The following is a 13,551-nucleotide window of genomic DNA, read 5'->3' as shown; positions in this document are numbered from 1 at the left end:
GCTGCGCCATTTTCTCAACTGAGGAACTCACCCGCCGAAGACTGTCTTTCCCCTGGTCGTCCAACTGGTCTCCAGAGTCCTCCAGAAGGATTTGACTGAAACCGTCTATAGAGCGAAGCGGCGCCCGAAGGTCGTGCGAGACTGAGTACGCAAATGACTCGAGTTCTTCGTTAGCAACTTCGAGTTCGGCAGTGCGCTCTTTGACACGCTGCCCCAGTTCTTCATTGAGTTTACGGATCTCCTTCTCTGCTCGTTTTCGTTCAATGATGTCCTTCTCGAGATCTCTCCGGGAAGCAATAACTTCATCTGCCATCTTGTTGAACGCCTCTCCAAGTTGACCTAACTCATCTACCGAATGGACTTTTACCCGCTTTTCAAGTTCCCCAGCCCCAAACTGTTCGGCGGCATCTCTAAGATCCAGTATGGGCCGACTCACTCTTGCTGAGAGCCAGAAACTCAGGATTACCGCCAAGATAATAGTGACACCACCCGCTCCAAGAACCGAATATCTAAGAACATCCACACCGCTATCCACTTCATCCAAAGCTCTGAACAAAACTGTGTATCCCTCCCCATTTCCGAAGGGAGCAGCAATAGCAAGACACTTTTTTCCACCTAAGACGACTGGGAAGGGGGAAGCAAGGGAAGTGTCTGATATCTTGAATTCTTCCAAAAGATTACCGAGGAAAGCAATTTCAACCTCGTTAACTGGTAAAGATTCAGGTTTCCCCCCTGATTGGGAAATCAAGTTTTGGGAATGGAGAATCAGTACGTCTCTTCCCGTGAAGTCGTGAATTTCCTCCGTGGCACTAGAATCCAGGAGATCGCCAAGGATCAAGAGTCCGAGCATCTGATCCTCCATGATCATGGGCGTTATTGCAACACGGTAAAGGTTTTTTCGATACTGCCAAATCCCGTTATATTCCGTTCCGTTCAATCCCTGCTCGATTCCGGGAAAGGATAGAAGGTCATGACCAAAGAACAAGGAGTCATTAACATCGGCGAGGAGTTTCCCATCCATATCAACCAAAAGCATTAGACCATTCTCACCAACGCCGTGAAGTTCCTGTGCCGTATAGAAGACAGTCTCGTGATCCACAGCTGGAATATTCATAACAGCCTTTAGGTACGGTGTCTGAGAAACTGACCTTGCCTGACTTGTGAGGAGGTCATGGCGAATGGTAGCAAAACGTTCGTAGGCTATTTTCCCTGTCTGCAGGTTGTAGGTCACTTCCTCACGAGCGATCCTTCCCATGAACCGGTTCATGACGAGAATTGCAATGATGATAAACATCAAGGAAACGATGACCGTCCCCAGAAAAATCTTTGTCCTGATACTAAGACGCATGACCTGTCTACAGTATCCTATGGGTATTTATCCTTGTACGGTTTCCTGAACTTATTCTTATGCTCGACAAACTTTGCATTCTCTTGAATCAGTAAGGAATATTCATAAAATTCAGAACCGAAGACCCTTACTTCTGTCCGGACCTCTTTTCCAAACCCATGCCAGGTCCTGAGGGTATATTCCCCGTCTGGTATGCCTGAAATAACAAAGAGCCCTTTCTTATCGGTAAGGGCGAAAAAGGGGTTGTCAACCACAATTATATGGGCATTCATCTTGGAATGAATATTACAGTAGACTTTCACCCAACCAATCCGAGGGAAGGTGACTGATTTCAATTCACCAGGTGGATAGATGTCTAAATCGAATGGCTTAGTCTTAGAAAGAGAAAAGATATTATGAAAGATAGTGTCATCGTTAGGAAAGTCAACGGTGGTTCCTTTCATCACTGGCAGAATCCTTGGTATGAAGGTTCGGTTCTTCTGGGAAATGGTGGGGTTCTTCCGGGGTAGTGGAAAACCGGATTCGCTCTTTACACGATCCAGATAGACCACGACGTTCGACCGGTCGGAACGTTCCTCGCCATCTAACTTCAGAATCTTCACCTCCCCGGAGATAACGTTTCTGAGATTTGGGAAAAGTTCGAACTCATCACTAGTGGCACGAAACTTCACGTGGCATGAGACACAGGCATGGCGAATGTCTTGCACTATATGAGGAATTACTGCTAGTTTTTTTTCCGCTAAAAAATACAACAACTCCGATGTCAAGTTACCGACCTTGGTGCGATTCTCATTAAACACATCGACCAGGTCCAGGTTTATGTGTGGGTTCAGGTTCGATATCTCTTCGGTAGCCTTTTTCAAATCCTCTGCGTGGATAAAAATCACCCCTGTGTGTCCCTTGTCCAATGCTTTTTGGATGCCCATAATTGCCTTACTAAACCTCAACATGGCCGCATGCACCTCCCGGTACTCCTTGTCCTCTCCTTGGCTCTCAATTTGCCAAGATGGCACGACCAAAAAAGAACTCAGGATCAATATGAGGGCAGGAATCTGGGTAGACCTTTTCATCCAAATTTTCCTAAAGTATTACAACAAGTTCCGCTCCGAATAAACTTCTGTCATCTATATCTGGATCAAATGAAGAGGAGTCGATCAGATCGAACCAGTCACGCCCCACTTCTACCTTCACAATCACACGGGGATTTGGTTTCCAGCCCAGTCCTAAAGAAAGCCTCCTAAATCGCTTCGTGTCATATCCAAAGGCCTTATTTCCCCCTGCGGTTATCTTTCCGTCGAAATGGTATCCATTCTTTGAGTTGTATGTCCCGATTTCGCTGTACCGCATGACCGCATAAATTTTCTCAGTAACTTTATATAGTGGTTCTGCTGAGAACCAACCGAAGTTCCTATCGAAGATAGGATCATGGTCATCCTGGAAGGCCTTTCCGTAGGAGACCGCGATATGTCCCTTATCCCCCAAATTTCCAAACCTGTAATTAGCATCCAGCTCATACAGGATAGCATCTACCTTATCGCTAGGACTGGTACCTACGCTGGATGTATCAGATATGCCCACTGGTTGGAAGTGGCTCCCTCCAAACTCGATGGCGCTCTTGGCGGCTTTGCCATTTTTCATGAAGCTCGCGCTGAGATAAAGCGGTTTCCATGGGTTGCCAGAAACCTTCGCATTAAAGGCCTTATCAGGGTGATCCTCTATACTTCGCTCGTCTGTCCCATCCGTAAGAGCTATCATCCAGCCAACCCCATAAGCTTTTCCATATAGGAGAATTCCTTCATCCCAACCGTATGGAAAGACAGCAGAGGTGGACATCAATGGGTTGTCGGAAGCATCTTGCCAGAGGTATTCCTCCCCGAATGGAATGTCGATCCGCCCTACCCTGATCCCCAGGAGATCATCTCCCCATTTGCTCAGGACGTTGCGAAAGTGAGCATGGACTTCCGCAGTCCTGATGAACTTCGATTCGTCATCTCCAAGACGGTTGGTCTGGATTTCCAAGTAGAACGTCGCACCCTCCCAGACATCCGCCTCCAGGAAAAGAGAGGTCTCCTTTAGGAGGAAACCACCATTGGGACGTGTACCCCCCTCACCCGAATCCAGAAAGCCGGCTGCGCCAAAACCCGTGATATCGATATTATGGTACCAGGGCCTGGCCAGGACGTGGGTGACAGGCTCTTCCTCAAGTAATAGAACCTCCTCCTCAGAAAGATCATCCGTATGCTGTTCATCGGAACTATACTGTCGCTCAAGCTGTTCCTGAAGGACCTCCACCTGTTTCTTCAGTTTATCGATCTCCGAAAGACTATCTATCTCATCGGATTCCCACCCAACACCTATTTCTTGGGAAACAACTGTGCTTGCGAAGAAAAGCAAGATGCCGAATATACCCGCTGATCTGTTGGCCTCCTTAATAATATTACTCAAAATTGATCTTTTCATTGGTTTCGAATTCCGTGTTTAGCCCTTATGGGCAGAAATGTTACGAGAACCCGCTGTATGCTTTCTAACCCGATATTCCCCATATCAACTTGAGATTAAAGTTCACTCGGTTTTCCACAGGATCTTGAGACTTGTTAATTTGTTTTCAATGAATAGAAACAAGAATCCCCTTCAAACCGAAGAGGATTCTGATAGTCTGTTTTCTCATTTCCCTACACTGGCATTACCCAGGTCAGGTTTTGAGGGGATAATCTTACCTGTCTGTCCACCCCCCAGTGGAATGACATCCCTTTTCGACGAATACTACGATTCTGGTGTCATATTATCAATCGGAAACTTTAGGTTATTTATGGCGCAAATTTCTTGAAATATCAAAATAGCATCCGCATCTCCTGAAGGTCGTAGTATCTCCATAACCGCGACAAGATATCTCCCTCTGTGGGCATGGTGAAACGTCATAGAAGTCTGATTTTCCCCTAAAGAGGGTATGACCAGCCGTTCTTCACCGCTTTTTCAGGCCAAATTGCAGCCTAAATGCAACCGACTCTACTTCTTCCGTTGGGGCGCACCGGACTCATAATCCGTTACTCCCTTATACCCACACTAATCTGATCCAATCCATTGAAACTCTTTTCAGACAATAGATTTGATACTAAATTGCGGATACCGGCGGGATACGGAAAAAACATGAATACTGTAAGTTCCTACATTCTTGCAGGTACTCGTACTTGCCTTATGAATGGTATTCAGGAGGTTGAGGGTTCCCCGATAGACATCCCCGAAATAATCGGGACCGCCGCCTCTGGCGGGACAGGCAGGCGGGGTTCTTCTGCAAATATGTTCTAGCCCGTGATCTAACCGGACTGACTCTGTTCTCTCCTTACATGTCGCTTTTCGCTCGCCTCTTTATATCGTAAATGCACTCAAAAGAGCAGCTGGCCCTCAGGATTCAGGAACTGATTGACAATGAAAAGATCAGAACATGCGGAAAAGAGATATCTGAGATTTACGCGTCAAGACAGCAAACGAGATTCAATTTAACTCTTCAAACCTGCAAGAAATACGTTCCCCAAAAGGAGTCCAACGTTCTCGACGTTGGAAGGAGCGACCTTACCCATAAACTGTCAAGATACTACTCCCACGTAATGAGCTTGGGATTCGATCTGAACCTGGATGACGGCGGCCATAGAGAGACCGTTGAGATAGACAACGTGGAACACATCACCTATGATCTGAATGAATCAAAACACGTCGATACCTGGCCTGACTATCCAGGTAAATTCGATCTCATTACACTTTGTGAGACTGTAGAGCACCTGAACACCCCACCAGAGTTCAGTCTGCTTATGCTAAAGTATTTTCTTAAGTCAAATGGTTATCTAGTTGTTACCACGCCAAATGCGGTTTCAATTCATAAACGAATACTGTTTTTAATGGGGAAGAATCCGTTTGAGAGAATAAGATACTTCAGCCAAAATCCCGGAGATTTCAGACAATATACAAGAGCTGAATTTAGGGAATTGGCTAAGACCTGTGACCTCAGAATTGTTCAATGCAACACCGTCGATTTTCAGAGGAGCCGTCATCTTTTCTTGAGAGTTATCATGAGAGTGCCACAATTCAAGGATAGTATAGTCGCGGTTTTCAGTAAATAGTCTCGCGAACACTTAAGAAGAGAAACCACCTTTCTGCTGCATCTCAACTTTGGGTTTTTTCAGTTACGTATGATCACTATATTTTTCGTCTATTTTTGACACGAAAGAACCATTTCTTCTGACAAGTAAGCCAAATGGGCTCAAGATTGAGGACACGAAAGAACGAGTTTGTAGTATTTCGTTTCATCAGGTATCAACTTCTGGCAGCCTTGTTGACCTGTTCAGCTCTGTCCGGAAAGTCGGTTATGACCCTTCAGCGCCTCCAGGGCCCCATCACTCTGGATGGATTTAGCGACGAACCTGCCTGGCAATCCATCGAGCCTTTTGATGTCATCATGCATCGACCCACCTTCGGTCTTCCCCCAACGGAGCGGACAGAAATTCGAGTTGGCTATGACGACGACTACCTTTATGTGTCTGGACGCATGTTTGACTCTGAACCTGAAGGAATTCAGGACGGCGGCCTTGACCGTGATAATCTGAATCCCAGTACTGACTTCTTTGGCATTATCCTGGACACCTTCAATGACAATGAAAATGCCCTGACATTCGCGACGTCACCAGTAGGCATCCGCGTTGATGCAGCCGTGTTCAATGACGCCCAGGGTCAATTTCCTCTAAATGTCAGCTGGAATACATTTTGGGATGTGGCAGTTCAGAAGAATGGACAAGGGTGGTTTGCAGAAATGCGCATTCCGTTTTCGAGCCTTCGATTTCAAGATAGAGATGGGCAAGTGACCATGGGCATGACAGTCTGGCGATATATCCCGAGAAAGTTCGAGAGCATTGTTTTTCCTCCCATATCCCCAAAGTGGGGCTTCTGGAGTAATTGGAAACCGTCGCAGGCCAAGCGGATAGGATTCGAAGGTGTCTATTCCCAGAATCCGCTGTATATCACGCCGTATACTCTAGGAGGAATCGGCCAAGCATCAGAGCTTAACGTCGATGAAACGGCCTACGACCTCCAACGCGATCAGACCAGGGAGATGGGTCTGGACATAAAGTATGGGTTATCAAGCAACCTTACGCTGGACATTACGGCCAATACGGATTTCGCCCAGGTGGAGGCAGACGACGAGCAGGTGAACCTGACCCGGTTTTCCCTATTCTTTCCGGAGAAACGACTCTTTTTCCAGGAGCGATCCTCGATTTTCGACCAGAGTCTTGGAGGTCCGAACCGCCTATTCTACAGCCGTCGCATCGGTCTATCCGATGAAGGCCTCGTCCCTGTCATGGGGGGACTGCGCCTCGTGGGACGTCTGGGTAGCTGGGACCTGGGTGCTCTGGATATGCAGACTGCCGAAGCCACGTTTATGAGCGAAGGCGACACAACCAGCATCCCGTCTGAAAACTTTTCGGTAGCACGACTCCGCCGACGGGTGCTGAACCCATATTCGTATGTGGGCGGAATGATCACGAGCCGCATAGCCACTAATGGAGAGAAGAATATCGCCTACCTCCTTGATGGGATTGTGCGCCCTTTTGGCGATGACTACCTGGAGGTGAATCTAGCCCAAACATTCGACAGCAACGACGCGGAGACTCTCAGTGCGTTGAAAAGGATGCGTCTGCGCCTGAGCTGGGAACGTCGCAGTGAGGAAGGGCTGGGATTTGATCTGAGTTTCTCGCGGCAAGGAAAGGACTACAACCCCCGCCTGGGTTTTGTACCTCGGGAAAATTATACTCTTTTCAGAAATGTTGTCTCTTATGGCTGGTTCTACGGAGAAGACTCCCCGATTTTCAGTCAAATCGTTGCTCTTACCAGCCTTTTCTTCTTTGGTAACGATGATGGCAGTCTCGAATCGGCAGAATTCGGTCCCAAATGGGATCTGACGTTCAAGTCGGGAGCACTTAGCTCAATAGATCTGAGACTACTCACCGAAACATTGACAGACACTTTCGACCTGGACAGCAGCACTTACGTCCCTCCTGGCAAGTACACTTTTGCCATTGCCCAGGGATCTTACGCGACTCCTTTCGGGGCGCTTCTTCGAATTGAGACAAGCATCAATGCCGGGACATTCTACGATGGCCGCCGGGTTTCGCTGCAGGCCAAACCAACATGGGTCATCTCCCGGTATCTTGAACTGAGCGGAGGTATTGAGCTAAACAGGATACGATTCTCATCGCGAAATCAGGAGTTTGATTCCCGAATATTTCGATTGCGCTCTAAGATCACACTGTCCACAGTTCTGTCTATTTCCTCTTTCATCCAGTACAATAACGAAATTGACGGAATAATCGTCAACCTTCGGCTGCGCTACAATCCGAAGGAGGGGACCGATCTATACGTGGTTTATAACGAAGGGATCAATACGGATCGACACCGGCTCGAGCCGTCCCCGCCCTTTACGGATTCCAGGATCATACTCCTTAAGTACTCGACGACTTTTCAGCCACGGCTGTAGAAACCGGACATTCTCGTCAAACCTGGGAGCATGAGGTCTCAAGATTGACGTTGACCAGGATGGCAAAACTCTCTAAACTGGGAATGGATTTTTGGCACAACAAATGCTTGGGAGGCAAAATGTTATGAAATTCGGATCTCAGCTCATGCTTACCCTGCCAATCCTGATTGCGGACATTACACTCGCGCAGCGTCCCGAAGTAACGGGCGATTACGTGGAAGCCCGGTCCTCCCATGTCTATACCTGTGGGTGCCTGTTTTCCGGAGAGGAGGTCACCTCAGGCCGCCAGGCGATTCTCTCGTGGCGGATTCACGAAGGAATCTGGAATGGCGTGCCCCTCAACAACCTATCGGTCGTCGCGGTGCTCTCGGGAGAAGAAAACCTGGGCATGCCAGGAGATATTTCCCGCAGGAGCACATTGTACCTGGATGCGAACGCCAGTGACCGTGAAGCAAATGCGCTCCTGGATCTTTTCAGGAGCCGGTTTTCACGCCTGTTGGGGAATACAGTGGCTGTCCATACAGTTCCGATAATGTGGGAATTTCCTGAGGAGAATCCCTGGATTGTCATTCCGGGGAAGCTGGAAGTGGCCGTTCGTCCAGCAAGGCCCGAGGATGCCCATCCGGGATCTCGTTTGTGGTACGAACCTTTTGTGAGTCTGTCTGAATCGACTCTGGCAACAACGATGGCATACTCCTACCAGGATACAGATCTAGACTTGCGGTGGGAAGATTTCGAAAACCGGATCGCCGGCTATTTTGGCCGGTTCACTTTCCCTTCCGTCCAATAGAAAGACAACGGAAGCAGACGGGATATCACCTCTCCCCGCTTTCTGAATTCCTTGTAATCGCGGACATAGCTGGAAGATCGAAAAGGGGACGTCAGTCACCTGCCGTGGCCAAATATTCACAGGTGGGAGCGCGTTAGATACAATTGAATCGATACATTATAGCCTACTAGGTTACCCTCACCGCGCTCCCACCCGTTACAAACATCCTCTCGGAAACCGCCAAGACACAACGAGCGCACCGCGATCCGATGCATCACTGACATATCTTTCTCTTTTAGAGATTAGAAAAGAAAATCACAATAATCAATCAGGAAATCCGTCATTCTATTCTTTGGAAAAGGCACCTCGAGAGACGAGATTACATACATTACAAGCGCTGAGGTAACCTCCAAGATTCGAACAGTTCACCACTGTGAAGACGATTGTCGCGAAGAACAGGTGTATCTAAATTCAAATTGAAAGAAAAAGAAAACAGAGGTGCAGATGCCGTGACCGAATACCCTTCTGATTTTGAGTTCGACATTGTCCTCCGGGATGGTGGCGTAGCCCGCTTTCGTCCTGTCAAGAAAGGAGATACCGACAGTCTCAAGCATTTCTTCGGACAGGTTGGCCCTGCGTCCAGATATTTCCGTTTTTTTCGATCGAAAAAAGATCTGACCAAAAAGGAACTCGCCCATTTTGCTGAAGTGGATTATGAAAAACGTATGGCGTTCGTTGGCATGCATGAGGGTAAGATTGTGGGAGTTGGCGGATACGAGCAGACAACGGATGATTCCGGGACTGCGGAAATAGCGTTTCTGGTGCGGGATGATCACCAGGGAAGGGGAATCGGAACCCAGCTACTCCAACTGCTCACCCGCTACGCTCGACGGCGGGAAATTGCAAGATTCCGTGCTTTCGTGCTCCCCGACAATGTTCGAATGCTACGGGTCCTCACGGACTCCGGTTACCGATTGGAGCGAACACTGGACGATGGTGTCTACGCGGTCACTTTCCCGCTGATCTATTCGAAAGATGCGCGCGTCGCTGAGGAGGAACGTGAGAAACAAGCAGTTGCCTCCTCTCTTTTGCCCATATTTTACCCGAGATCGATTGCTGTCATTGGGGCAAGTCGCGATCGTGAATCTGTTGGTGGCCGCCTGTTTGGGAATCTGCTCAACGGCAATTTCAACGGACCCATATATCCAGTTAACCCCAATGCTAGGGTCGTCAGCTCAGTGCGGGCTTACCCCTCCATACTCGATATTCCCGATCCGGTGGACCTGGCTTTTATCGTTGTCCCGTCAAAATTCACCACGGCGGTTGTCCAGGAGTGTGCAAAAAAGGGAGTCAAGGGATTGGTTACCCTTTCCGCCGGATTCTCGGAAATCGGCGAGGACGGAGAAGTTCTCGAGAAGGAACTGCTGGAAGTCGTTCGTTCCGCCGGGATGCGGATGGTGGGCCCGAATTGTATGGGTCTTTTGAACACCGACCCGAATATCAGGCTGAATGGAACGTTCGCCCCTATCCATCCCCCAAGAGGCAACGTGGGAATGTCCAGCCAATCGGGAGCCCTGGGCATCGCCATTCTGGATTACTCTCTCAGAAACAACATTGGTATCTCAACCTTCGTCTCTGTGGGGAACAAGGCGGATATCAGCGGTAACGATCTCCTGCTCTACTGGGAGGATGATCACGTCACCGATGTTATTGTCCTCTATCTGGAGTCGTTTGGAAATCCCCGAAAGTTTGTGCGAATCGCTCGACGAATCAGCAAGAAAAAGCCCATCATTGCTGTTAAATCGGGGAGAACCAAGGCGGGAACAAGGGCAGCCCTTAGCCACACAGGTGCCCTGGCGAGCCTGGATGTGGCCGTCAGTGCCTTGTTCAATCAGGCAGGTGTCATCCGGACCAATACGATGGAGGAACTCTTCGACCTTAGCATGCTTCTCGCCAATCAGCCCGTTCCGAGGGGAAAACGGGTGGGAGTTGTCACAAATGCAGGAGGACCGGGAATACTCGCTGCTGATTCTATTGAGTCAAATGGACTGGAAGTCCCGGAACTTTCGCCTTCACTTCAGAAGGAGATCCGCAAACATCTATCCCCGGAAGCTTCGGCTCGAAATCCCGTGGATCTTATCGCATCAGCAGGTCCGAAAGAGTACCGTCACTGCCTCGAATCGATGATTACGAGTGACGAGGTGGATGCCATTATTGCCATCTTTGTTCCTACAAGTGACGAGCGATCCGTGGAGGTCGCAAGTATCTTGAGAGATGTGGCCGCCCGTCACAAGGGCGAGAAAACACTCCTTTCGGTATTCATGTCGTCCAGCGAGGCAGCCATGAGTCAACTCAAGGACGAGGAGATTCGAATTCCCACATACCGGTTTCCCGAGGCTGCCTCCTGGGCTCTGGCGAGAGCCGCGAGGTATGGAGAATGGCGAAGAAAACCAGAGGGAGAAGTCCCGGAATTTGAAGATTTGGATGAGGAGTCAGCACGGTCAATCGTCTCAGAGATTCTCAGCCGTCTCGGTGAGGAAGGCGGATGGCTTCAGCCGGATGAGGTGGAAAGACTGTTCGCTTCTTTCGGAATTCCAGTTCCGAAATCAGTGGTAGCCGCGACAGAGGATCAAGCAGTAGAAGCAGCGAAGAAGCTGGGTGGTCCCGTGGCCATGAAAGTTGTCTCCCCCACGTCTTTGCATAAGTCCGATGTTGGAGGGGTAGCGCTTGATGTCAGGAGCGAAGAATCGATTCGATCCAAACACAAGCATTTGATGTCAACTGTTAACGACAGCGAAGGAGTCCTCATCCAGGAGATGGTACCTGGAGGCCACGAAATTCTTATCGGGATGACGGAAGATCCATCGTTCGGTCCTCTCATCGTGTTCGGTCTTGGAGGCGTATACGTGGAGCTGATGGGAGACGTCGCTTTCCGTATTCATCCTCTGACAGATCTGGATGCTGCGGAAATGATCGAAGAGATCAAATCGGCAAGACTCCTACACGGTTATCGTTCATTCCCTCAGGGTGACATTCCGGCGGTAAGGGAAACACTTTTGAGAGTCTCCGCCCTCGTCGAGGCGGTGCCCGAAATTGCTGAGATGGACATCAATCCCCTGAAGGTGCTGGCACCCGGTGAGGGGGTGAAGGCAGTGGATGCCAGGATACGTATCAAACCCATGAGGCAAGGGTGGTCTCCAGAGCTCAGCGACATCCGGGCCGCGGCGGGTTAGACAAAGAGCCCTGGATCATTCAAATATTCGGAACCAGGAGTTTCACCTTTTCCAGCAGGCGAAGCATCATGGGGTACGTCAGGCGGCCCGTGTTCACATTTCTTGGACTGGGATGGTAGGACGCTACTAGTGTGATCTTTCCCGGCAGGTCATAGAACTTGCCGTGTCCAAACGGAAAATCTTTCGACTTCATCTCTATCTTTGTCTTCCACCACCTGATGCAACCATCAAATGCCAGCCGGCCGAAAGCGATGACGCACCGGGCTGATGAGAGCAATTCAATTTCCGAGCTAAAGAATTGAAAACAGTTGCGCAGTTCCTCGGATGTGGGTTTATCTCCGGGAGGTGCACATTTCAGAACCGGCGTCAGATATATGGATTTGAGTTCCAGTCCGTCTTCCACGGAGTTGGAATCGGGTTGATTGGCCAGACCCACATCGTAAAGACATCTCACGAGAAAATCTCCCGATTTGTCCCCCGTAAATACTCGTCCAGTGCGATTTCCCCCGTGTGCGGCAGGGGCAAGCCCCACCAGAATTAATCTTGAGTCCGCATTCCCGAAACCGGGCACCGGCTTACCCCAGTATTCCCAATCTTTGAATTGCGATCGCTTCTCTTTCGAAATCCGCTGGCGGAATGTCACCAACCGGGGGCAACGGCTGCATGAAACCACCTCATTCCGCAGCTGCTCCAGTAGACGGTACGGATTTTTCGCGTCTTTCAGCATGACGGGTTGAATCTGCCTGGATCTCTGTTCCTCGATTGCAAAAGGTAGAGAAACTCACTAAATTGCGCAGCATTTTTTCTCCACTGGTACTCGAGACATCGATGCCGAGGTGACAATAGAATGGGTATGATGCACATATTAAGGGAGAGGATGCACGTCATTCTCTGGCTGCTTCTTATCCTGTTCGTAGGCAGCATGACCGTTGGCGGGCTCGTTGGCGGTGCCGATATTATCAGTCAGCTTTTTGGACGAACGGACGTCTCCAGGGCAATCGCTGTGGTGAATGGGGAAATCGTTTCTCCCGATGATTTCTTCCGGCATGTGAACGCCCGTCTCGAAGGTTTTCGAAATCAGGAACAGGAAGTGAATGATAGAACGCTCGACCAGGTCCGTTCCGCCGTCTGGGAGGAAATGGTGGAAATGACGCTGGTAGACCAGGAGGTTAAGAAAAGACGCATAAAGGTATCGAACGACGAGATATACTATCACCTTCTCAACAATCCTCCTCAACTTATTCAGACCATTCCTGAGTTTCAAACGGACGGACAATTCAATAGAGACAAATATCTTGACGCCCTCAGGAATCCCCAGGGAGACGAATGGACACCCATCGAGATGTTTGTCCGGGAGTACCTCCCTCGACAGAAGCTATACGATCAGATTCAGGAAGGAGTGGTTCTGACAGACGAGCAGGTGAGAACTGAGTTTATCAAGCGTAATGTCGATTACACCATATCGGCTATTGTCATTCGTTCCTTCGGAATGGATGGTGAAGATACGACACCCACCAATGATGAGATTGAAAACCACTATTTTTTGAACCCGGTGGAGTTCCAGCGTGATGAAACGCGTATTCTCAGCTATCTTAATTGGGAAAAGGTTCCTTCAGAAGAAGATACGACTCTTGTCCGTGAGGAAGCTGTGGAAATACTGGAAAGGCTCATGACCGGG

At 49.2% G+C, this 13,551-nt stretch carries 9 protein-coding genes and 1 riboswitch; of the genes, 5 read left to right on the top strand and 4 right to left on the bottom strand.

Translation table 11 applies throughout. The features are described from left to right. The 3 genes from V3U24_04910 to V3U24_04900 all read right to left on the bottom strand — a co-directional run. Window positions 1-1,348 (bottom strand): HAMP domain-containing protein (locus V3U24_04910; GenBank protein ID MEE9166789.1); only part of this gene is annotated, 1,348 nt, incomplete at its 3' end. Between the two features lie 17 nt (window positions 1,349-1,365). After that, on the bottom strand, window positions 1,366-2,418 hold the full coding sequence (locus tag V3U24_04905; protein MEE9166788.1) for a carboxypeptidase regulatory-like domain-containing protein: 1,053 nt from the start codon (window positions 2,416-2,418) through the stop codon (window positions 1,366-1,368). A gap of 10 nt (window positions 2,419-2,428) precedes the next feature. Then, on the bottom strand, window positions 2,429-3,808 hold the full coding sequence (locus V3U24_04900) for a hypothetical protein (protein ID MEE9166787.1): 1,380 nt from the start codon (window positions 3,806-3,808) through the stop codon (window positions 2,429-2,431). Window positions 3,809-4,000: 192 nt separating this feature from the next. Then, a riboswitch (TPP riboswitch) is annotated at window positions 4,001-4,092 on the bottom strand. A gap of 633 nt (window positions 4,093-4,725) precedes the next feature. Here V3U24_04900 and V3U24_04895 point away from each other — a divergent pair. The 4 genes from V3U24_04895 to V3U24_04880 all read left to right on the top strand — a co-directional run bounded on the left by V3U24_04895 (window position 4,726) and on the right by V3U24_04880 (window position 11,873). Beyond that, window positions 4,726-5,463, top strand: coding sequence for a methyltransferase domain-containing protein (locus V3U24_04895; protein ID MEE9166786.1), 738 nt, complete (start codon window positions 4,726-4,728; stop codon window positions 5,461-5,463). 245 nt (window positions 5,464-5,708) lie between these two features. Then, window positions 5,709-7,871, top strand: coding sequence for a DUF5916 domain-containing protein (locus tag V3U24_04890; protein MEE9166785.1), 2,163 nt, complete (start codon window positions 5,709-5,711; stop codon window positions 7,869-7,871). Window positions 7,872-7,995: 124 nt separating this feature from the next. Beyond that, window positions 7,996-8,661, top strand: a complete 666-nt coding sequence (locus V3U24_04885; GenBank protein MEE9166784.1) for a DUF1326 domain-containing protein — start codon at window positions 7,996-7,998, stop codon at window positions 8,659-8,661. 488 nt (window positions 8,662-9,149) lie between these two features. Then, window positions 9,150-11,873 (top strand): GNAT family N-acetyltransferase, encoded by a 2,724-nt coding sequence (locus tag V3U24_04880; protein MEE9166783.1) that lies wholly within the window; start codon window positions 9,150-9,152, stop codon window positions 11,871-11,873. Between the two features lie 19 nt (window positions 11,874-11,892). Here V3U24_04880 and V3U24_04875 read toward each other — a convergent pair whose 3' ends face one another. After that, window positions 11,893-12,600, bottom strand: a complete 708-nt coding sequence (locus V3U24_04875) for a uracil-DNA glycosylase (protein MEE9166782.1) — start codon at window positions 12,598-12,600, stop codon at window positions 11,893-11,895. A 126-nt stretch (window positions 12,601-12,726) separates the two neighbouring features. Between V3U24_04875 and V3U24_04870 the strand changes: the two genes are divergently transcribed. Then, on the top strand, window positions 12,727-13,551 hold an 825-nt coding region (locus tag V3U24_04870), incomplete at its 3' end, for a SurA N-terminal domain-containing protein (GenBank protein ID MEE9166781.1).

Source organism: Candidatus Neomarinimicrobiota bacterium, assembly GCA_036476315.1.
Lineage (GTDB): Bacteria > Fidelibacterota > Marinisomatia > Marinisomatales > S15-B10 > JAZGBI01.
This window is presented reverse-complemented; position numbering and strand designations above follow the sequence as displayed.

What these genes read in the sequence shown, in the direction of transcription:
- V3U24_04905 (MEE9166788.1), bottom strand. Translation starts at nt 2,418, where the DNA reads ATGAAAAGGTCTACCCAGATTCCTGCCCTCATATTGATCCTGAGTTCT.
- V3U24_04900 (MEE9166787.1), bottom strand. Translation starts at nt 3,808, where the DNA reads ATGAAAAGATCAATTTTGAGTAATATTATTAAGGAGGCCAACAGATCA.
- V3U24_04895 (MEE9166786.1), top strand. Translation starts at nt 4,726, where the DNA reads ATGCACTCAAAAGAGCAGCTGGCCCTCAGGATTCAGGAACTGATTGAC.
- V3U24_04890 (MEE9166785.1), top strand. Translation starts at nt 5,709, where the DNA reads ATGACCCTTCAGCGCCTCCAGGGCCCCATCACTCTGGATGGATTTAGC.
- V3U24_04885 (MEE9166784.1), top strand. Translation starts at nt 7,996, where the DNA reads ATGAAATTCGGATCTCAGCTCATGCTTACCCTGCCAATCCTGATTGCG.
- V3U24_04875 (MEE9166782.1), bottom strand. Translation starts at nt 12,600, where the DNA reads ATGCTGAAAGACGCGAAAAATCCGTACCGTCTACTGGAGCAGCTGCGG.